This is a genomic window from Plantactinospora sp. B5E13 (assembly GCF_039871775.1).
In the GTDB taxonomy this organism is placed as follows: domain Bacteria; phylum Actinomycetota; class Actinomycetes; order Mycobacteriales; family Micromonosporaceae; genus Plantactinospora.
Map to the genome: position 1 here is coordinate 1 of NZ_JBDPLT010000052.1, position 22047 is coordinate 22047.

Annotated in this window: 13 protein-coding genes; 8 read left to right on the forward strand and 5 right to left on the reverse strand. The window is 71.7% G+C overall.

Annotated elements, in window-relative coordinates; genetic code table 11:
• Both ABGB05_RS31050 and ABGB05_RS31055 read right to left on the reverse strand, forming a co-directional pair.
• A partial coding sequence (locus ABGB05_RS31050; RefSeq protein ID WP_347657496.1) for a VCBS repeat-containing protein occupies window positions 1-1122 on the reverse strand: 1122 nt, incomplete at its 3' end.
• A gap of 149 nt (window positions 1123-1271) precedes the next feature.
• Complete coding sequence (locus ABGB05_RS31055; protein WP_347657497.1) at window positions 1272-2492, reverse strand: ROK family transcriptional regulator; 1221 nt, start codon at window positions 2490-2492, stop codon at window positions 1272-1274.
• A gap of 492 nt (window positions 2493-2984) precedes the next feature.
• Here ABGB05_RS31055 and ABGB05_RS31060 point away from each other — a divergent pair, with 492 nt between their 5' ends.
• From ABGB05_RS31060 to fxsT, 5 genes are all read left to right on the forward strand, one after another.
• The gene (locus ABGB05_RS31060; RefSeq protein WP_347657498.1) at window positions 2985-3158 is read left to right on the forward strand and encodes a hypothetical protein; all 174 of its coding nucleotides are present in this window, start codon (window positions 2985-2987) and stop codon (window positions 3156-3158) included.
• A gap of 27 nt (window positions 3159-3185) precedes the next feature.
• On the forward strand, window positions 3186-5507 hold the full coding sequence (locus ABGB05_RS31065; RefSeq protein WP_347657499.1) for an FxsB family cyclophane-forming radical SAM/SPASM peptide maturase: 2322 nt from the start codon (window positions 3186-3188) through the stop codon (window positions 5505-5507).
• Window positions 5504-6337: an AAC(3) family N-acetyltransferase gene (locus ABGB05_RS31070; protein WP_347657500.1), complete on the forward strand. Its 834-nt coding sequence runs from the start codon at window positions 5504-5506 to the stop codon at window positions 6335-6337. The genes ABGB05_RS31065 and ABGB05_RS31070 overlap by 4 nt, the downstream gene beginning before the upstream one ends.
• A gap of 130 nt (window positions 6338-6467) precedes the next feature.
• Complete coding sequence (locus ABGB05_RS31075; RefSeq protein ID WP_347657501.1) at window positions 6468-7691, forward strand: TIR-like protein FxsC; 1224 nt, start codon at window positions 6468-6470, stop codon at window positions 7689-7691.
• A gap of 3 nt (window positions 7692-7694) precedes the next feature.
• Window positions 7695-11639, forward strand: coding sequence for an FxSxx-COOH system tetratricopeptide repeat protein (gene fxsT, locus ABGB05_RS31080; RefSeq protein WP_347657502.1), 3945 nt, complete (start codon window positions 7695-7697; stop codon window positions 11637-11639).
• On the opposite strand, the gene ABGB05_RS31085 is transcribed toward fxsT, so the two are convergent.
• From ABGB05_RS31085 to ABGB05_RS31095, 3 genes are all read right to left on the reverse strand, one after another.
• On the reverse strand, window positions 11617-12528 hold the full coding sequence (locus tag ABGB05_RS31085; protein WP_347657530.1) for an alpha/beta hydrolase: 912 nt from the start codon (window positions 12526-12528) through the stop codon (window positions 11617-11619). The two genes, fxsT and ABGB05_RS31085, sit on opposite strands and share 23 nt — an antisense overlap.
• A 71-nt stretch (window positions 12529-12599) precedes the next feature.
• Window positions 12600-16031 (reverse strand): AAA family ATPase, encoded by a 3432-nt coding sequence (locus ABGB05_RS31090; protein ID WP_347657503.1) that lies wholly within the window; start codon window positions 16029-16031, stop codon window positions 12600-12602.
• Between the two features lie 180 nt (window positions 16032-16211).
• On the reverse strand, window positions 16212-16955 hold the full coding sequence (locus ABGB05_RS31095; protein ID WP_347657504.1) for a hypothetical protein: 744 nt from the start codon (window positions 16953-16955) through the stop codon (window positions 16212-16214).
• 227 nt (window positions 16956-17182) lie between these two features.
• On the opposite strand from ABGB05_RS31095, the gene ABGB05_RS31100 reads away from it, so the two are divergent.
• Genes ABGB05_RS31100 through eccCa form a run of 3 tightly spaced genes read left to right on the forward strand, consistent with a single transcriptional unit; the run spans window position 17183 to window position 22002 of the window.
• On the forward strand, window positions 17183-17485 hold the full coding sequence (locus tag ABGB05_RS31100) for a hypothetical protein (RefSeq protein WP_347657505.1): 303 nt from the start codon (window positions 17183-17185) through the stop codon (window positions 17483-17485).
• A complete protein-coding gene (locus tag ABGB05_RS31105; RefSeq protein ID WP_347657506.1) occupies window positions 17482-17946 on the forward strand; it encodes a hypothetical protein in 465 nt (154 codons plus the stop codon). Before ABGB05_RS31100 ends, ABGB05_RS31105 begins: the two co-directional genes overlap by 4 nt.
• Before the next feature lie 30 nt (window positions 17947-17976).
• Window positions 17977-22002: a type VII secretion protein EccCa gene (gene eccCa, locus ABGB05_RS31110; RefSeq protein ID WP_347657507.1), complete on the forward strand. Its 4026-nt coding sequence runs from the start codon at window positions 17977-17979 to the stop codon at window positions 22000-22002.
• Window positions 22003-22047 lie beyond the last annotated feature (45 nt).

Sequence of the window (22047 nt, forward strand, 5' to 3'; positions counted from 1 at the left end):
GCCGACGGTGTCGGTGCCGTCGTTGTTCCAGTCGCCGGCTACGGGGATGTCGCCGGAGGCGCCGTGGCCGTAGATGAATTGGTGGTGGAGGGTGGTGGTGGTGTTGGTGAGGTACCAGGTGGAGTTGTTGGGGCGGAAGACGCCGACGGTGTCTTTGCCGTCGTTGTTCCAGTCGCCGGCTACGGGGATGTCGCCAGAGGCGCCGTGGCCGAACTTGAATTCGTGGTGGAGGGTGGTGGTGGTGTTGGTGAGGTACCAGGTGGAGTTGCTGGGGCGGAAGACGCCGACGGTGTCTTTGCCGTCGTTGTTCCAGTCGCCGGCTACGGGGATGTCGCCGGAGGCGCCGTGGCCGAACTTGAAGATGGTGGTGGCGTCTCCGCTGTTGGTGTCGCGGAGGTACCAGGTGGAGTTGCTGGGGCGGAAGACGCCGACGGTGTCGGTGCCGTCGCCGTTCCAGTCACCGGAGATCGGAATGTCCTCCAGCCGGGGGGCCGTGGCATCCCAGAGCGCGTTGACGATGATCTGCGCGTCCGACGCCTGCACCTGGTACCTGCTGGGATAGGCCGACACCTGCACCGCCTGGCAGACCTCGCCGATCGGGGCGGTGGCCCAGGAGCCGTTCGGGTACTCGTCCTCCATGGCGTTGAGGAAGGCGTTCGTGGCGTAGGTCGGGTTCAGCCGCTGAGCCCGGGTACCCCACCACTCCTGCTGTTGGAACAGACCGAGACTCGTGTGGTCGACCATCTCGCTGATGTTCTGCAGATGGGTCTCGACGATCACGGTGGCGATCGCGATGACACCGGCGCGCGAGGCAAGGCCTCGGGCTCGTACCGCCTCGACCACCTCCCGCGCGCAGGAGACGCGGTACGCGCTCATGTAGCCCCGCATGTCGGACTGCAGCTGCGAGTTCAATCGGGTGGCCAGCGCCGCATCAGCTGCGGTGGGGCCGCCGGGATCGCAGGCGACGGTCTCGTACATCGCGGTCATCGGAGCGAGTGCCGGGGGCAGGTCCGGCTGTTTCGCGACTTCGGCGCCGAACGCCGGGGCGGCGCCGACCAGGGCGGTCATGGTCAGGACGACCGTGACGCAGAGCAGCGGTCCCTTGAACAGTCGGGCGTTCACCGGTGGTGATCCATTCGCAGACAACCTCCAACCAGGGGCCCGGTCCCACTGAACGGGCTCGTGCGGTAGAGGCTGGCGCACCTCCCTGGAGGGAGGCTGAAGCATGGCCGACAGGACGAAAGCTGTACCTGACCGGTACGGCGTCGATGTCAGCGTTGGGGACCGGGGTAGCTGCCGATCGGGTCGGTGAACAGGCGGGAGAAGCCGAGTTCGGCGGCACCGACCAGGGTGGTGTCGTCGCCGAGCGCGGAGATCCGCAGCTGCGCCCGTTCCCGCGAGACGGGCAGGACGTTCGTCGCGATCCGCTCCCGTACCTGGGCCGCCGCGCCGAGGTAGATGTCCCGCAGCATGCCGCCGAAGACGACCATGCCCGGGTTGAACAGATTGATCACGTTGGCCACCCCGATACCCAACCAGTCACCGATGGTGCGCAGCGCCGCCCGGGCGGCAGGGTCACCGCGGTCCGCGGCGTCCACCACCTCCCGAACCGCCTCCCGTCCGATCTGATCGGCCGGCCGCCCGGCCGCGTCGAGCAGCGCACGCTCCCCGACCTCCGCCTCCAGGCAGCCCCGGGAGCCGCATCCGCACGGTCGGCCGTCGTACGGATTGACAAGCATGTGCCCGATCTCGGACCCGTACCCGCCGTCGCCGCCGAGCAACTCCCCGCCGACGATGGTGCCGCCGCCGACGCCCACGTCGCCGTGCAGGTACACCAGATTCTGGACCCCGACGCCCACCCCACGCTGGTGCTCGGCCAACGCGCCCAGGTGGGCCTCGTTGCCGACCAGGACGGGCAGGTCGAGGTCGAGCCGTCGTCCCAGCTCCTGGCCGAACGCCTGGTCGACCCACCCCATGTCCGGTCCGAACCGCACCATGCCGTCGCCGGGCCGGATCATGCCGCAGTACGACGCGCCGACACCCACGCAGACGGCTCGGGGTGACGCCGCGCGCTGCAGTTGCCGGCCGAACCCCGCCAGAACCCGTACCACGGTGTCCAGGTCGGCGCCGGCACGGGCCCGTCGGGCCGCCCGACGTTCCAGGATCACCCCGCCGAGCCCGACCCGGGCGGCCACCAACCGGTCCACCGCGATGTCGAAGGCCAGCACGTAGACCCGGTCGGAGGCGGGGCGGACCAGCCGGGAGGGCCGCCCGGCACGTCCGGTGAGCGCCGCGGGATCCTCCCGGACCAGTCCCAGCGCCGCGAGTTCGGCGGTCAGGGCCATGACCGTGCTGCGGTTCACGCCCAGCCACTCGGTCAGGTCCGCACGCGACACCGCGCCACGGGTGTGGACCCGGCGGAGCAGCGCCCCGAGGTTCCTGCGTCGGCTGTCGCCCGGCAGACGCCCGTCTGAGGCCAGACCCCTGAGCATCACGTGGACCTCGTCGAGTCGCGGGTACCGATCCGAGAAGGATAGTTGTCGCCCGGACCCGCGAGCCACGCCTGCGCGTACGGGATGTGAGGACTCTGCCGCGGGCGCCGGGCTGGCCGGTCCGGCACAGCACGTCCCGGGTCGGCATCGCTAGCAAAATACTGACAATGGCCTACATGTGCGCTGATGGCGGTAAGAGGGTGCATCATGAAGACACGCCCCGCCTCGGTCGGCGAATTCTCGCAGGTCAACGCGGCGTCGTAGGGGACAGGAGGATTCATGATGTTGGACCGAACCGGCCTCGTTCCACCCTGACGCTCCGGTCCTCGGTCGGCGCTGCCGTGCTGAGCGCCGTCGTCGCCACCGACGCTTTCAGTCTTATGAGTGGCGTGTCGCTCCGGGAGGCTGATGTAAAACCTTCGCGGAGGCACTACGGTTAGCCGTCGCTTCGGGTCTTCGCCTGGCGCAGCCCGCGGATATTAAGGACGATTCATGAAGACCGCACCCGTGCGCCAGGATGCGCCCCAGGTTCCACTGGGCACGCTCCGCGCGGCTCCCCTTGATCAACTCGCCGCCGCGGACGTCTCCGCGATCGTACGGCGGGTGGTGGGCACCCACCTGGACGAGACCAAGGTTCCGACGGCCCGGTTCTCGTCGTTCATCTGACCGACAACGGCGTCCGGACCGGCCGAGATGGCACTGACCGAGTTCGTCTTCAAGGTCCACTCCAGATGTGATCTGGCGTGTGACCACTGCTATGTCTACGAACATGCTGACCAGAGCTGGCGTCGCCGCCCGGTCCGGATGACACCCGAGGTGCTCCGGGCCGCCGCGGGCCGGGTCGCCGAGCACGCCGGAGCACACAACCTGCCGGCGGTCTCGGTCATCCTGCACGGCGGTGAGCCGCTGCTGCTCGGCCCCAGCCGGATGCGCGAGCTGCTGACCGAACTACGGCGGGTGGTCAGCCCGGTCACCCGGCTGCACGTCGGCATGCAGACGAACGGCGTCCTGCTCTCGGAACGCTTCGCCGACCTGCTCGCCGAGTTCGACGTCCGGGTCGGGGTGTCGCTGGACGGCGACCGTACGGCCAACGACCTGCACCGGCGCTTCCGCAACGGGGCCAGCAGCCACGACCGGGTGTTGACCGGGCTGGCGCTGCTGCGCCGGCCACGCTATCGAGGTCTCTACTCGGGTCTGTTGTGCACCGTCGACGTCCGGGCCGACCCGGTCCGGGTGTACGAGGCACTGCTCGACCAGGAGCCGCCCCGGATCGACTTCCTCCTGCCGCACGCCACCTGGGAGCATCCGCCCTGGCGACCGGAGGGCGACGGCACGCCGTACGCCGGTTGGCTCTCCGCCGTCCACGACCGCTGGGTCGCCGACGGCCGGCCGGTGCCGATCCGGCTCTTCGACTCGCTGCTCTCCACCGCCCGGAGCGGTCCGAGCGGCACCGAGTGGCTCGGCCTCGACCCGGTCGACCTGGTCGTGGTCGAGACCGACGGCGAGTGGGAGCAGGCGGACTCGCTCAAGGTCGCGTACGACGGTGCGCCGGCCACCGGGATGACCGTCTTCACCCATTCGGCGGACGAGGTCGCCGCGACGCCGGAACTCGCCCGCCGGCGGTCCGGGCTGGCCGGCCTCGGCGTCACCTGCCGCGCGTGTCCGGTCGTCGCCCAGTGCGGGGGCGGCCTCTTCGCCCACCGGTACGGCGATGGGCACTTCGCGAACCCGAGCGTCTACTGTGCCGACCTGAAAGAGCTGATCGTGCACGTGAACGAGACAGAGAAGGCGCCGCCCGCCACGTCGGCCGGGCCGGACGTCACGCTACCGGCGTCCGACCGGGAGCCGTCGGCGTCCGACCTCTTCGGCGCCGCCGTCGCCCCGGCCGGCGACCCGGACGTGGTCCGCCGACTGGTGGAGACGCAGACCGCCATCGTCCGTGGACTGCTACGCGGCGTTGCCGACAGTCTGCCGCGCGGTGGACCGGAGGCCGACGCGTGGGACCTGCTGGCCGAACTCGACCATGCCGTGCCGGAGGCCGTCAACCGCGTCGTGACCCATCCGTACGTGCGGTCGTGGGCGGTCGAGTGCCTGGCCGGCACGGGCACGGGGGCCTGGCACGGGCCGGGCTACCTGGGCGCCGTCGCCGTCGCCGCCGCGGTCGCCAGCGGGACCCCGGCACGGCTGACGGTGCCGGTGCGCGCCGGCCGGGCGCACCTGCCCACGCTCGGCACGGTGCTGCTGCCCGGCGCCGGTGACGGTACCGCCGAGGTCCGGGTGACACCCGACTCCCTCCTGGTCACCGCGGCCGACACGACTGTGGTTGTCCGACCGGGAACAGTCGGGAGCGCGCCCGGTTGGCAGCCGACCCGCGTGATGGCGGTCGACGACCGGACGGTGCTGCTCGAGGACGGGGACCCGCACCGTGCCTGCCACCGGCTGCCGGCGAGCGAGCGGCTCGGCGACGCCGACGCCGCCCGGTGGACCGCCGCCTTCGACGCGGCGTGGCGGGTGGCCGCGGACGAGGTCCCGGGGTACGCCGGGGAGCTGCGGGTGGGTCTGCGGGCGGTCGTACCGCTGCGACTGACCGGTGCGGGGGTGAGCGAGGCGTCGACGGCGCGACAGGCCTTCGGCGGGGTCGCCGCGACGGAAACGGATCCGTCCTCGCTCGCGGTCCTGCTGGTCCACGAGTTCCAGCACAACAAGATGAATGCCTTTCTGGACATCTACGACCTTGTCGACGCGGCGAATCCGGTGAAGATCGTCGTCGGCTGGCGGCCTGACCCGCGACCCGCCGAGGCCGTCCTGCACGGGATCTACGCCCACGCGGCGGTGGCCGCCGTCTGGCGGGTACGCGCCGACCGGGGCGTCGAGGGCGCGTACCCGGTCCACCGGCGGTACCACGACTGGACGGCCGACGCGGTAGTCGCCCTCGAGAAGGCGGACGTCCTCACCCCGAACGGCGCCCGGCTGCTGCGGCAGGTCGCCGACTCGCTGGTCGGGGGGCCGTCGTGACCCCCGCCCCCGCCCTCGCACCCGGTCCGCGGGACACCCTGGTCGCACACCGGCCGGAGACCCTGGCCGCCGAGCTGCGGTCACTCGGTCTCGCGCCCGGCGACGTCGTACTCGTGCACGCCGCGGCCCGACGGGTCGGGTCGGTCGTCGGCGGGGTGCCGGCCCTGGTCGCGGCCATCCGGACGGCGCTGGGACCGCACGGCACCCTGGTGGTGCCGGCCCAGACGCCCGACAACTCGGTCAGCAGTGCCGCCCACCGTGCGGCGACCCAGGGGATGACCGACGACGAACGTCGGGCGTACGAGGACACCATGCCCGGCTTCGACCCGGCGACCACCCCGTCGTTCGGGGTGGGGCGGCTCGCCGAGCACGTCCGGCGGCTGCCGGACGCGGTACGCAGCCACCACCCGCAGACCTCGTTCAGCGCCTGGGGGCCCCGGGCCCGGGACCTGATGCGGGTCCACGACCTCGACAGCCATCTCGGCGAGCGGTCCCCGCTGGCCGCGCTGGAGGCGGCCGGTGCCAAGACCCTCCTGCTGGGGGTCGGGTACGAGTCGTGCACGGCGCTGCACCTCGCCGAGTACCGGCTGCGTCGTCCGCCACCGATCCGCGCCTACCGCTGCTACGTGCTCCGCGACGGGCGGCGGGAGCGGTGCGACTTCCACGCCCCGCACCTGGACGCGACGCCGTTCGCCGAGATCGGCCACGAACTCGACCGGGCGGCCTTCACCCGCCGGGGAACGGTCGGCGACGCCGTCGCCCGGTTGCTGCCCATTCCGGAGGCGGTACGGACCGCCGTCGCCTGGCTGGACGACAACGCCATCCGGTAAGGGTCTGGTCACGTCCTGATTACGTCTCTAGGCTGGTCGATACGTTTCGTGTGGTGTCGGCTGGAGAGCGTCGGGTGATCGGTTACTGGTTGGCGGTCGAGTGCACCCTGCGCCGGGTGGTCGCGTCGGCATGAGTCATGAAGCAACCCCCGCCCCCGGCTCCAGGTACTTCTATCTGAGCTACGTCGCCGCGCCGCGCCAGGACGACCGTACGCTCGGTGACCACTGGGTCCGTCGCTTCTACCACGACCTGAACCTGGCGATCGACGGGCGGCCGGGGACCCGCCTGCGCCGGCAGGGTTTCGCCGACTTCACGGTACGGCGACTGGAGGACCGCCCCGAGCAGAAACGGATCGCGCTGGCCGAGGCCGAGGTCTTCGTGGCCCTGTACTCGCCGGACTACCTGAACCGCGAGGATTCGCGCAAGGAACGGGAGTGGTTCCGGCAACGGTTGGTCCGTGCCGGCCGCCCGATCGACGGCGACAACATCCTGCCCGTCCTGTGGACCCCGTCGCCGGCCGCCGTCCACGCCGCCGACCAGGCCCGGGCCCTGGTGTTGGCCGCCGGGGTGGACGTCTACGCCGTCAACGGCATGAGCGCGCTCTGTCGACTGCAGAGCTTCCAGGCCGCGTACAAGGACATGCTGAACCGGCTGGCCCAGCACATCGTCGACACCGCCGAGCACCACCCGTTGCAGCCGGTCGAACCCGCCCGGGAGCCGGCCGAGGTGCCGACGTCCCGCCCGAGCGAGGTGCCGTTCCTGGCCGTGGTCATCGCGCCGGAGCAGGCCCTGGTCGGGGCCGACCCGGCCCACCTCAACGGGTACGTCGGGGCACGCGCGGACCGGTGGCGGCCGTTCGACGGTCGCCCGCCGGTGGTCGACGACGTGAGTACCGCCGTACAACGCCTGCGGATGCCGGTCGAGGTACGGGACTTCCTACCGGACACCGGTCTGTTCGAGGGCTGTCCGGGGGTGCTCCTGATCGATCCCCAGGTGGTGGAGACGGAGAGCGGACGGGAGGTCGTCCGCGCGGCCGCCGACTGCCTGCGGCGGTGGGTCGGGGTGGTGTTCATCGCGGACGAGTCGGTCCGGCGCCGCCGCCCAGACGGGCCGCCGCTGCTCGAACGGGCGGTCGGTCTGCTGCCGGACGCCGCGAGCCCGTCGATCTTCACGACCCACGACGACTGGCGTTCCGGGATCCACAACCTGGTCCAGCGGATGCGACGCCGTTATCTGGACGAGAGGCCCGCCTATCCGCCGCCGGGACGGCCGATCAGCAGACCGCGACTGTGGGACAGCCGCCTGCCGCCGGACGTATCCGACGACCAGCCGAGGTCAGGACGGACGGAGTGACAGATGACGCAGGCTGAGGGACAGATCGTCACGTTCTACTCGTACAAGGGTGGCACCGGTCGCACCATGGCGTTGGCCAACGTCGCCTGGATCCTGGCCGCGAACGGCAAGCGGGTGCTGGCCGTCGACTGGGACCTCGAATCCCCCGGACTCTCCCGCTTCTTCGCCCCGTTCATCGACCGCGACGCGCTCGACAGCACCGGCGGCGTCATCGACCTGATCCGGGAGTACGAGTGGGCCACCGCCACCAAGGCGGACAAGACCGACGACCGCTGGCATGAGCAGTACGCCCGGGTGCACAAGTACTCCTTCTCGCTCAACTGGTCGAACTTCCCGGAGGGCGGAACCCTCGACTTCCTCCCCGCCGGTCAGCAGAACAACGACTACGCCGGCGCGCTGGCCGGCATGAACTGGGACGAGTTCTACGAGCGGCAGGGCGGCGGCCACTTCTTCGACGCCCTCCGGGTCGACATGAAACGGCACTACGACTACGTCCTGATCGACAGCCGGACCGGCTTCTCCGACGTCGCGGACATCTGCACCATCCAGCTGCCGGACATCCTGGTCACCTGCTTCACCCTCAGCGAGCAGGGGATCACCGGGGCGGCCAAGGTCGCCCGGCTGGTCGAACACCGCTACGGCTCGCGGCGGATCCGGGTCCTGCCGGTGCCGATGCGGATCGACCCGGCGGAGAAGGTGAAGGCGGACACCGGCCGGGCGGTCGCCCGGCAGCGGTTCGCCGGCCTGCCCAGCGGCATGACCGAATCCGAACGTGACGGGTACTGGGCCCGCATGCAGGTGCCGTACCAGGCGTTCTACGCGTACGAGGAACTGCTCGCCACCTTCGCCGACCAGCCCGGCACCAACGGCTCGCTGCTCTCGGCGTACGAGGGACTGGCCCGCGAGATCACCCGGGGCGAGGTGCGGGCGCTGCCGCCGATCAGCACCGCCGTGCGGGAACGGATCACCGCCCGGTTCACCCGCTCCTCCACCTCGGTCGACAACGAGATCGCGCTGCGGCACGCGCCGTACGACCGGGTGTGGGCGGAGTGGATCGGCCACGTGCTCGCCTCGGCCGACGTCACGGTGATCGACCCGTGGTTCGCCGCCACCGACGACGGCACCGTCCGGGCCGCCCGGGAGCTGACCATCGTCTCCGAGGCCAACGCGACCGAGGAGGCCGCCCTCGCCAACCCGGACCGGTCTCCCGACCGGCTCCCGCTGATCGTCTACGTCGCCGACGTCCGTCGGCTGGCCAACGTCCCGGCCTCGCACACGGTCTCGGTCGCCGGGCTCGACGCCCAGGCGGCGACCACGCGGATCCTCCGCCTGGTCGGCCGGGAGGGCACGGTGCCCGACGCCGAACTGCCGACCGGCCCGCGGTTCCCCGGCCGGGACAACGCCGTTTTCGAGGTACCCGGCCGCAACCAGCGCTTCACCGGGCGCGAGGCGGACCTGCGGGAACTGCGTACGCTGCTGCGCAGTAGCCCGAAGGTGGTGCTGGCCGGGCCCAGCCCGGTCGCCCTGCAGGGCATGGGCGGCATCGGCAAGAGCCAACTGGCGCTGGAGTACGCCCACCGCTACCGCGCCGCCTACGACGCGGTGTGGTGGATCGACGCCGACCAGGTGCCGTTCATCGAGTCCGCGCTCGGTGACCTGGCCCCGTCGCTCGGCATCGCGCTGTCCGACTCCAACCGGGAGAACGCCCGGGCGGTGCTGCAGGCACTCCGGCACACCGACCTGCGGTGGCTGCTCATCATGGACAACGCCGAGGAGGTCGAGGGCGTCCTGCCCTACGTGCCGGAGGGCCGGGGCCACGTCCTGATCACGTCGCGGAACCTGCAGTGGGGCGAGCGGGCCACCACCGTGCAGGTCGACGTGTTCAAGCGCGCGGAGAGCATCCAGCACCTCACCGAGCGGGTACCGACCGTCCGGGCGGACCAGGCCGACAGGATCGCCGCTCTGCTCGGCGACCTGCCGATCGCGGTCGCCGCGGCGGCGGCCTGGCTGGCCGACACCGGGCACTCGGTCGACGAGTACCTGGCGGAGATCGCCCGGTTCGGTCCCGGGGTGGTGATGGAGCCGCACAGCAACGTGTCGGTGGAGGCCACCTGGGAGCTGTCCCTCAACCACCTGCGGGAGAAGAACCCGGCGGCCTACCGGGTGCTGCAACTCTGCTCGGTGTTCGCCCCCGAGATCTCCGCCGACCTCGTCTACAGCGACGAGTTCGCCGAGGCCCTGGTGCCGTTCCACCCGCAGGCCAAGGAGCGGCTGGTCCGCCAGCAGCTGGTGCAGCAGGCGAACCGGCTCGCGTTGATCCGGGTCGACCTGCGCGCCGAGAGCCCGACGGGTGCCGAGCGCGGTCGTGGCGGCCTGGTGCTCATGCACCGCCTGCTGCAGCACGCCGTCCGGTCCCGGATGACCCCGGCCCAGCTCGACGAGGCCCGGCGCCAGGTGCACCTGGTCCTGGCCGCGGCCCGCCCGGAGGGCGAGGTCGACGACCCCGAGGGATGGCCGAGGTTCCGGCTGATCTGGCCGCACCTGGAGACGTCGAGGGCGTCGCTGAGCCGTGAGGTGGAGGTACGGGCCCTGCTCATCGACCGGGTCCGCTACCTGCAACTGCGCGGCGACCTGGAGATCGGCCGGCAGCTCGGGCAGGAGGTCGCGGCGACCTGGGAACAGATGCTGGCCGAGGAGACCGACGAGCGGGCCCGCGGCGACCTGCGCCGACAGTTGCTGCACCTGCAGTTCAATCTGGGCAACATCCTCAGCTTCCTGGGGTCGTTCGGGAAGTCCCGGGAACTCGACGAGCGGGTCCTCGCCGCCCAGCGGGAACTGCTCGGCGAGGACCACCCGCACACTCTGATGACCGCCGGCGGGCTGGCCCGCGACCTGCGTGGACAGGGGCTCTACAACGACGCGCTGCGCCTCGACGAGGGGACGTTCAACGCGTGGAAGCGCAACTTCGGCGAGGAACATCCGCGTACGCTGGCCGCCCTCAACAACCTGGCCAGCACCCAGCGGCTGATGGGGGGCCTGCGGGAGGCCCGCAAGAACGACGAGCTGGTGTTCGCCGGCCGCCGGGCGATCCTCGGCGAGAACCACCCGGACACCCTGGCCTCCTCCGCCTACGTCGGCATCGACCTGCGGGACGCCGGCGACTACGAGCAGTCGATCGCCCGGCTGAGGAGCGTCTACCGGGACTTCCTGCAGACCCGCGGCCCCGAACACCTGCTCACCCTGCGCAGCCAGGCGAACCTTGCCGTGTCACTCCGTTCCGCCGGGCACGCCGCCGAGGCGGGGAAATTGCTCGACGCCGCGTACGAGCTGCTGACCGAGCGGTTCGGGCCGGACAACCCGGAGACCCTCACCTGCCGGCTGAGCCTGTCGATCAACCTGCTCACCGTCGACCTGTACGAGCGCGCCGGCCGGGAGCTCACCGAGGTCCAGCGCATCTACCACCGCAACCTGGGCGCCCGGCACCCGCTGACCCTGGTCTGCCAGCTCAACCTCGCGATGGTCGCCCGTCGGGCCGGTGACCTCGCCGGAGCCCGGCAGCTCGCCGGCGCCTCGGCGGAGGAACTGGCCGAGGTGCTCGGCAGCGGGCACCCGTATCCGCTCTCCGGCTGGATGAACCAGGCGATCTCCATCGCCGAGCAGCCGGACCCGCCGGAGGGCCGGGCGGCCGCCGACCGGGCGGCGGTCGACCTGCTGCGACGTGCCTCGGAGGGCCTCGAACGGGTGCTCGGCCCGGATCACCCGAGCATGTTGCGGTGCCGGGCGAACCTGGTGCTGCTGATGGAGCGGCTCGAGCCGGGCGGCCGGCGGCGGCTGCTCGACACCATCGCCCGCGACCTCGCCGACCGGCTGGGCGAGGAGCATCCCTCGGTGGAGGCGGTCCGCGAGGGCAAACTCCAGCGGCGGCTCATCGACCCGCATCCAATCTGATCGGCGGGCGGTCCGACGGGCGGATCAGCCAGGCGAGGATCTCCGGCAGCACCTCGACCGCGCCGAAGTGGGCGGTGTGCCGTTGCACCTGCGCCTGCGCGCCGGGGATCTGCCGGGCCAGCCAGCGGGTGTGGCTGGCCGGTGCGAAGTTGTCGTCGGCGCCGTGCCACAGCCGTACCGGCATCCGGATCTCCGCCAGCGTGAAGCCCCAACCGGCCCGCAACGCGAGTACGTCGTCGATCCAGCCGTCTGGGCCGGTGCGCAGCGCCTCCGCGTAGGCGTCGGTCAACTGCCGGCGGATGGAGACCCCGGCCACCACCCGGCGGTCCGCCTCGGTCATCTGCTCCCGCAGCAGCGCGAGCAGCGAACCCGGGTCGTCGAGCACCCGTTCGGCCCGCAGCCGCAACTGCTCGGCCAGCCGCATCACGTCCTGCCCGGCGTTACCGTAGTCCCGGGTGTTGGCGTCGGTCATCCCGCCGAACCAGTCCAGCCCTGGCGCGTCGGACGGCGCCAGGCCGACCAGCACCGCGGTCCGTCGTACCCGTTCCGGCAGCAGGGCCGCGCAGGCGAGGGCGTGCGGGCCGCCACCGGACCGGCCGACCACCGAGAACTGGTCGATGCCGAGACTGTCGGCGATTGCCGCGACGTCGGTGGCGGCGTCGGCCACGCACCGACCCGGGGACCGGCTGGACCCGCCGTAGCCGGGACGGTCGTACGAGATCAGCCGGACGCCGAGCCGGTAGAGCACACTCGGTCTCGGTTGCGGGCCGCTGCGGCTGCCCGGGGTGCCGTGCATCAGGAAGACCGGCCAGCCGCGTTCCGCGCCGGCGACGGCGACGGTGAGGCTCCTCCTTCCGGTACGGACGACGTGCTCGTGGCGGGTCGGCAGGTGCGACACTCAGGCCTCCGAACGGCTGGGAGCGGGTGGTGGCGGCCCGGGCAGCCTTGACCGGAACCTCATCAGGTGGTGTCCTCCGGCGTCCCCACCAGATCGCGCAGGGTGTCGAGGGCGGCCGGCAGGGTGGCGACGGTCGGCGTACGGCCGTGCGTCCGCAGATAGCCGACGAGAAGCTGGCGCAGGCGTGCCTCGTCGAGGAACTCGTCCGCACGGCGGTGTGAGAGCAGCCGGAGCATCGTCTCCGGCGGGATCTCCCGCCATGCGAGGTCGGCGTACTCGCTCAGCGCCACCAGCAGCCACAGCGCGGTCCGGTTGCCGACCCGGGCGTTCGCGAAGTGTTCCGCCATCTCGGCGCAGACCACACCGTCGTCCAACGGCAGCTCGTCGAGCCGCTCCTCCAGGTCGGCGAGGACCGCCCGGACCCGGGGTACGTATCTGCCGGGCAGCCGGTCGAGTCCCCGGCGGAGGATGAGCGCGTGCAGTACGGCGTGGTCTTCCGGGGTGCCCACCGAGTCGAGCAGTTCGGGGAACTCGTCGATCAGGTAGGGGCAGGCGAGGATCAGCTCGGGCGGGGCGGTGACGGACCGGGGCAGCCGGGTGACCGCGATCCGGGTGAGTCCACTGAGCACCTCGCGGGGCAGTTGTGCGCCGTCCTCGGTGAGACACTCCAGCAGCAGCGTGGCGCTGGTGCTGGAGACCGTCTCCGGCCGCTCGACCGCCCGCTCCAGCAGCCGGCGGTAGCTGCGCTCGTCGTACAGCGTCAGTCGGGGCAGTGACGGCACCGGCCAGCGTCGGGTGGCCAGCGAGACCACGTCGGCGTGGAACCGGGCGCTGTCGAAGCTGTCCGGGGTCTGGCCGCGCCAGGTCCTCGCGCCCGCCTGGAGCTGGCCGTACGTCGTGACGTCACCGAGCAGCCGGGCCTCCTCGGCGACGATGCTCACCGTCTCGCCGCGCTGCGCCCGACGTTCCGCCACGATCAGGCCCTTGCCGTCCCGGGTCAGCGAGCCGATCATCGCCAGCTGGCCCTTCTCGTCCAGCCCGGCACGCCACAGCCGTACCGTCGAGATCCAGGTCTGCTCGTCCATCAGGTCGGTGTGGGGGACGCCGTCCGCACAGACCAGCGCGGCCAGGCTCACCAGGTTGGCGGTGTAGGCGGCGAGCAGCCGGACGGGGTCGTGCGGGGAGGGGCGGTAGCCCTCCACGCCCGCGAGGTTGCTGCGCTGCCGGGCCTCGGCCAGCAGGGCGGCGATGGTGTCGACGACGGCGTCCCGTTCGTCCGGGTGACGGGCGGCGAGTTCCCTGGCGAACACGACCACGGCCTCCCGCTTCACCAGGGGCTGGTGGGAGAGCAGGGCGCTGAACTGGCCGGTGTCCAGCTGGGCGCCGAAGCCGGGGCCGGTGTACATCCGGCCGCGCAGGTCGGCGAGTTCCCGCAGGGACCCGATGACGTGTTCGGCGATCAGGAAGTCGCCGATCGTGCCGTGCAGGAACTCGTAGGTGCGCCGGGCGTCCTCGCCCTGCAGGTCGTCCGGGCCGTACACCACGAAGAAGGCGGCGGTGACGAGCTGCTCCGGGCCGAGCACCTCGCCGAACTCGAAGCGGGCGCCGCCGGTGGTCCGGGAGGCGAAGCAGTCCAGGTCGGCGCGAAGGTCGGCGCGGTTCACCACCTCCCGGTTGCGGTTGAACATGGCGAACGCGGTGACGGCCAGGTCCCGACGCAGCCGGCGCTCGCGGAGTTCCCGCTCGGTCTGCGGCAGCGACTGCGGGGCCTTCTCGGCGATCTGGCGGCGGATGAACGCGGTGAGCAGGCCGGTGAACAGGTCGGAGCGGGAGATGCCCCGGTCCGGGCGTCGGTTGACGCTGTGCTCGTTGTAGTAGATGGCCAGCAGGGTGAGCAGGAGCGGTTGCCGGGCCAGTTCGTTGTGGGACATCAGCTCCCGGGCCGAGAGCCGGCGGAACCCGTCCCGTTTCTCGTTGGCCTTGTTGACCGCCTTGACCCAGGTCGTGATCTGCGCGTCGGTGAGATCCTCCAGCCGGATCAGGACGGTGCCGTGCGGCACGCTCGCCCGGTCCATCACCAGCATCCGGGAGGTGATGATCGGGATGACCGAGGCGCCCAGTTCCCACTGGGCCTCCTGGAACTCGGCCACCCGGTCGATGTACTGCGAGTGCGCCGTGCCGGTGGCCTGGACGAGTTCGTCGAAACCGTCGAAGATCACCACCACGGTGGTGGACTCGGTGGCCCGGCGGAGGTCCGCCCAGCGGATCCGTTCGTCCAGGAGCTGCTCGATCGCGGACTCGATCTGCTCCGCCGGGGAGGCGTCGGTGATGATCCGGCGCAACGGTACGACGATCGAGGTGAACCGGGTGGCCGGGAGACGGGCCGCGATGACTTTGGTGAGCAGGGTCTTGCCGGCCCCCGGCTGACCCAGCACCAGCAGGGGCCGGTGCAGGCTCGCCGGGTCGGTCAGGTAGTCGGTGAGGAAGCCGACCAGGTCGGTACTCCTCGGCTGGTCGTTCCACCAGATGTCCCGTTCCGGCGCGGCGTGCTTGCCGTACTCGGCGATCCGGAAGTCCGGGCTGATGAAGCCGCCCTCCACGGTGGGCAGTCGCAGGTGGAAGTCGATGTCCTTGATGTGCAGCAGCGGTTGCCGGAAGACCCCGCTCATCCACCCCGCCACCCGATCGAGGGTCTCGCGCAGCGGGTCCGGTCGCTCGGCCGGGACCGGTGCGACCAGTTCGGCCAGGTTCCGGTAGAGCGCCTCCAGGGCGTCGAGCCGGTCCGTCACCCGTGCGGTCAGGGTGCGGTGGTCGGTCAGGTTGTGCTCGAGCGCCTGCCGCATCGTCCGGAAGCCGAACTCCGGAAGGTCGGTGGCGAGGCGGTCGAAGCGGTCCTCGTAGTACCGCACACTGCGGTCGACCACCCTGGTCCGCAACGAGGTGAGGTCGAGCCCGTGCCGGACCTCCGACCAGGCGGCGAGGCCCTCGCAGAAGGCGATGGTCGAGTCGTAGAGGGCGACGTAGGCGGCGCCGACCTGGCGGCGTGTCTCGTCGAGGCCGCGGACCGACGAGGGCAGCGGGAAGTGTCCACTCTCGATCTCGTGCGGCAGGGTGTGCCGGTTGCGGTCCCGGGGCAGCGCGGCGAGCTTCTCCGCGTCGGTCAGCTCGAGCCGGTCGAACCCGGGACCCACCTCGTCGCGGAACGCGTCGAAGAACGCCGAGAGCGCCAGTACGGTGTGGCTCGCCTCGAGCAGTTCGTAGTACGACTTTCCGCCCGAGGCGCGGATCCGGCCGGCCTGGTTGTCGCTGACCTCGCGGACCCACTGCAGCAGGGAGTTCTTCGGGCCGAGCAGGGTGAGGGCGGCGGGGTGGGACAGCGCTCCGGCGGCCAGGATCCCGCCGGTGATCGTCTGGTCGATGTCGGTGAGGGTCGTGCTGCCCGGAGCCAGGAGGCGCAGCGCGGCACGGTAGCTGAGACTCGAACGGCGCGGCATGCCGCCCCTTCCGCCGCGGGAACCTGAATCCCTGCAAAGCATACGAATCCCAGTCGCGGAATGCTATCAGTCCTGTCCTGTCGGTAGTCTTTGTCGCTTTTCCCGGTCGTCCCGGGAGCCGTCGCCCCGCCGGGCGTGCGGCGGTGACCCCCCGCCCGTACGGCCGTCACCGCCGGCCGGTCAGCTGCCCTGACCGCCGGAGATCGACGACTTGTCCGGGAAGACGGAGTACTGGTCGGCCGAGGCGTACGCGTCGGCGGTGACGTTCAGCAACTCGATGTAACCGCCCGACATGGTGATCGCGTCGGCCGCGTGCTGGAGGGCACCGCGTTGGTTCATCCGGAGCGCCTCCAGGAACTTCTGGGTGCTCAACGCCGACGAGGTGTACGTGTAGTGCGGCGTGTTCTCGATGGCGCCGCGGATGTCGGACTGGGTCCGGTCGGCGCCGGGGACGTGGCGTTGGATCTGGTTCACGCCCTCCTCGGCGCCCCAGAAGTCGGCGCCCAGCTTCGCCTCGGAGTCGGCCACCAGCGCGTTGAACCGGTCCGCCAGCGACCTGGCCCGGTCCAGCACGGTCTGTTCGTGCGCCAGCAGATCCTCGGGGCGGACGTGCACCGACTCCCACTCCGGCCCGCTCGACAGCAGTTTCTGCTGGTCCGGTTGGTCGGCCCCCGGGTCGCCGGAGCCCGACTGGCCCGGGGTGCCCGGCCCGTCGCCGCTGCCGTCACCGCCTCCGGAAGCATCGCCTCCGGCAGCACCGCCGCCCTTGGCGTCCGGGACGACGGTGTGCAACGGCTGTGGGCCCGTCCAGTTCACCCGCAGCGACTTGGCGGGCGCGACGTTGGGCGGGCTCGACGCGTCCGGCGTGCCGTCCCCCGGGTCCGGCAGCGGGTTGGGGTCGTAGGCCGACCGGTACCTCGGCATGTGTCTTCGCCACTCCTCGTGCTCGCTCCCGGCCCAGTATCCGTCGCGCGTCGGTGGCGGTGCCGAGTCCCTCATCGGCTACCGGCCGGGGTCCCTGGAAAGTGACTGTCCGGGCGTCCGACCGGATTCCTATCGTCAGACCGGGTTGCTCTGCCACCACGCCCGTACCCCGAAACCAGCTAAGGAAGTCGGCCGTGCCGAGGGAAGTGTCACTGCAGGAATTCAGGGTGATGATGCGTGTCTTCGGCGAGGCGATCGAGACGGTCGCCGCCCAGAACCGGCGGGTCGAGGGAGTCCTCGGAGAGCTGCGTGGCGCCTTCGTCGCCGCCCAGGACGAGTGGCGTTCGCCGGCCGGCGCCACCTTCGCCGACCTGGTACGGGAGTACGACGCCGACGCGGCCGACCTGAACGGGCTGCTCGCCGAGATCCTGCGGCGGATGCGGCAGACGTACCACAACTACCACGAGGTCGAGGTCCAGGCGGTGGCGAACCTCAACAACACCAACCCGAAGCACCAGGGGGCGGGATGACCAGCCCCACCGGTGGCGCCCCGGTCCCCACCGGCACCACCTACAGCTCCGGCGACGCCGACCTGGTGATGGACCTGGCCGGGGTCTGGGCGATCGGCAAGAACACCATCCCCGGGTACGTCGACGAACTCGTCGACGCGCTGGACCGGATCACCAACGCGCTGGAGTCGATCGAGCTGAACTGGGCCGGTTCGAGCCAGCGGGAGGCGCAGGACATCAACGACCGGTGGCAGGCCTGCGCCAGGTCGCTGTTCGGCACCAAGCAGCAACCGGAACTCGGCGTACTCAACCGCATCGCGGGCGGGCTGCAGGGCGCGGCGCTGAACATGAGCGTCGCCGAGTCGCAGATCGTCGACCTGTGGCAGAAGTACATCGACCTGCTGAACAAGATGCTCGCCGGCCAGGATCCGGGCGACACCGCCGGCGGCGGCGACCACACCCCGCCGATCAGTGAAGTCTGACCGACAACCATCGAGAGACGGCACCCTGACATGACCCGGATCCCGTTCCACCGGCCGGCCCGACTGGCCTACCCCGAGGCACCCAAGGACCGGATCACGGTGCCGACCCCACCGCCGGTGACCCGGGCCCAGGCGTCGAACGCCTGGCTGACCATGATGCTGCCGCTGCTCTCCACGGTCGCCATGGCCGGTTACCTCATCTCGTACCAGCGCCCGTTGTTGATCATGCTGGGCATCGGGTTCGTGGTGCTCTCGGTCGTCGCCACGGTCGGCATGCGGTGGCAGATGAAACACGCGGCCGAGGCGAACCAGCGCCGGCAGCGCGAGCGTTACCTGGAGATCCTGGACGACGTACGCGGATCGGCACGGGCCCTGGCGGCCGCGACCCGCCGCTCGGCCGTGGTCCACCAGCCCAGCCCGCGTCGGCTGCTGGCCCTGGTCGGCGCCGGCCGCCGCACCTGGGAACGCCGCCCCGCCGACCCCGACTTCCTGCGGGTGCGGTTCGGCGTCGGCGCCGGACCCCTCGGCAGCGGGGTCGAGTCCGGCGGCCGGATGGACCCGATGGCCGAGTACGACCGCACCCTCGTCACCGAGGCCGAGACGGTGGTGGCCGACCACCGGACCGTCGGCGGACAACCGGCCTGGATCGACCTCGCCCGGTGCGGCGTGGTCAGCATTGTCGGCACCGGCCCGGCGACCCGGGCGCTGGCCCGGTCGGTGGTGGCCCAGATCGCCGCGCTGCACGCCCCGGAGGACGTCAGCATCGTCGTGCACACCGGCGGCGCGGACGGCTGGGACTGGGCGAAGTGGCTGCCGCACACCCACGAGCCCGGCGCCGCCTCGGCGGCGGGCGTGACGTCCCTGGTCGCCGAGGACTTCGACCTGCTCGCCGACCACCTGGAACGGGAACGGGACCGGGCCCGGGAGGAGGCCCGCAACCGGCGCACCTACGCGCCCGGCAACCTTGCCCGCCGACTCGTCCTGGTGCTGGACGGCTACCGCCCGGACGCACCCTGGGTCCGTACCCCGATCCTCGAGTCGCTCTGGACCGACGCCGGACCGGACCTCGGCATCACCGTACTCTGCCTGGCCGGCTCGCAGGCCGCCGAACCGACCCGGGTCGACGGTCGGGCGACCGTCGCCGCCGACGGCGGCCTGGAACTCAGCGGGCCGAACCCGGAACGGTACGCGGTCATCGAGTCCGCCCGGGCCGACCTGAGCCCGCCGGAACTGTGTGAGGCGATCGCCCGCCGGCTGGCCCCGCTGCGGCTCACCGAGGACCGGGAACCGGTACTGTCCCGGATCACCACCCTGCCCGAGATGCTCGGGGTGACCGACGTCGGCCAACTCGACCCGCGACGCGGCCGGGTGCTCCCGGCCGACCCGGACATGCTGCGGGTGCCGCTCGGCGTCGACGGCGACGGCGAACCGGTCCTGCTCGACCTCAAGGAGTCGGCCCAGCGCGGCATGGGCCCGCACGGGCTGGTGGTCGGCGCCACCGGCTCCGGCAAGAGCGAACTGCTCCGCACCCTGGTCACCGGGCTGGCCGCCCGGCACAGCCCGGAACTGGTCAGCTTCGTACTGATCGACTTCAAGGGCGGCGCCACCTTCGCCGGGGTCACCGAACTGCCGCACGTCTCCGGCCTGATCACCAACCTCGCCGACGACCTGGCGATGGTCGACCGGGTACGCGTCGCGCTGCAGGGCGAGCAGCAACGCCGCCAGCGGCTGCTGCGTGACGCCGGCAACGTCGACTCGGTCCGGGAGTACCAGATCCGGCAGGCCGCCGGCGGCACCGACGTCAACGGCCGGCCGCTCGAACCGCTGCCGTACCTGCTGATCATCGTCGACGAGTTCGGTGAACTGCTCTCCGGCCGGCCCGACTTCATCGAACTCTTCGTCCAGATCGGCCGGGTCGGCCGGTCACTCGGCATGCACCTGCTGCTCGCCACCCAGCGGCTGGAGGAGAGCCGGCTGCGCGGCCTGCAGTCACACCTGTCGTACCGGCTCTGCCTGCGTACCTTCTCCGCGGCCGAGAGCCGGGCGGTGATCGGCACCCCGGACGCGTACCACCTGCCGCCGGTGCCGGGCTCCGCCTACCTCAAGGTCGACGAGACCGTCTACACCCGGTTCCGGGTCGCGCACGTCTCCGGCCCGTACCTCGGCGCCCCGGACCCGGACGAGGAGAACCGGCGACAGGTCCAGCTGGTGCCGTTCACCCTCCGCTCGGCGGCGCTGACCGCCTCCGCGCCGACCGAGGTCCGACCCACGCGGACCGTCGACCTGAACACCCGTACCGAACTGCAGGTCGCCGTCGAACGGCTCTCCCGGCTCGACCAGCCGGTGCACCAGGTGTGGCTGCCACCACTGCCGCCGGTGGTCGACCTGGGCAGCCTGCTCGGCCCGGTCGGCGAGGACCCGGACCGCGGCCTGACCGCCGAACTGTGGCAGTGGCCGGGCGGGTTGAGGTTCCCGGTCGCCGTCCTCGACCTGCCGCTCGACCAGCGGCAGGACCCGATGGTGATCGACCTGTCCGGCAAGGACGGCAACGTCGCCGTGGTCGGCGCGCCGCAGTCCGGCAAGAGTGTGCTGCTGCGCACCCTGGTGATGTCGGCGATGCTCACCGGCACCCCCGACGAACTGCAGGTCTCCATCATCGACTACGGCGGCGGCGGACTGCTGCCGCTCGCCGCCGCCCCGCACGTGACCGGCGCCGCGTCCCGGCTGGAACCGACCCGGGTACGTCGACTGCTGGCCGAGGCGATGCGGCTGGTGACCGAGCGTGAGGAGCTGTTCCGGGCCGAGGGGATCGGCTCGGCGGCCGAGTTCCGGCGCCGCCGGGACGCCCGGAACCTGCCGCCGGGGACCCGGGGCGCCGACCTCTTCGTGGTCATCGACAACTGGTCCGCGGTGCGGGGCGAGATCGAGGAGGCCGATCCGCTGGTGGTGGAACTCGCGGCCCGGGGACTCGGCGTCGGCGTACACCTGGTCCTGTCCGCCAACCGCTGGGTCGAGATCCGGGCCAACCTGCGGGACAGCATCGGCGGACGGATGGAGCTGCGGCTCAACGACCCGTACGAGTCGGAGCTCGGCCGGGCCTTCTCCCGGCAGCTCACCGGCGCGGTACCGGGACGGGGGGTCATCGCGCCCGGGGTCTTCTTCCAGGCGGCACTGCCGACACTGGACGCGGGTGGCGGTGCCGAGGTGGTCGAGGAACTCTCCGAGGCGCAGGCGAAGCTGGTCGCCCGGCTGGCCGGTGGCTGGCGCGGCGCCACCGCACCGGCCGTACGGATGCTGCCGGAGCGGCTCACCGTCGCCGAGCTGACCGCCGTCGCCGGCCCCGGGGCGGGCGCGATCGGCCTGGACGAGGTCGACCTCGCACCGGTCACCGTGGACCTGACCCGGGAACAGCCGCACTTCCTCGTCTTCGGCGACAGTGGCTCCGGCAAGTCGCAGTTCCTGCGTACCTGGATGCGGGCGCTGGCCGAGCGGGTGCCGGACGACCGCGCCCGGTTCATGGTCGTCGACTACCGGCGCAGCCTGCTGGGCGCCGTACCGGACGGGCACCTCGGCGCGTACGCGGGAGACCCGCACGCGGCCGAGGCGTACGCGACGCAGCTGGCGGAGCGGCTCGCGCAGCGCCGCCCGCCCAGCACCATCTCCGCCCGGGAACTGCGGGAGCGGTCCTGGTGGAGCGGGCCGGAGCTGTACCTGGTCGTCGACGACCTGGACATGCTCACCACCGGGGCGTCGTCGCCGCTGGCACCGCTGATCCCGTTCCTGGTCCAGGCCCGCGAGGTCGGCTTCCACGTGGTGGCCGCGCACCGTGCGGCCGGGGCGTCCCGCACGATGATGTCCGGCTCGCTGCTGGCCAGGGTCGCCGAGCTCGGTACCGACGGGCTGCTGTTCTCCGCCGAGGGACGGGAGGGCCCGCTGCTCGGCGGCGTCCGGCCCGGACTCCAGCCGCCCGGCCGGGGCCTGCTGGTCCGGCGTAACCGGCCGCCGGTGCTGGTCCAGGTGGCGATCGACCCCGAGGACGAACTGGCCTTCTCCTGACCGGAGTACCCACCTCCGGCCGGCGTAGCAGCGAACGACCTTCCA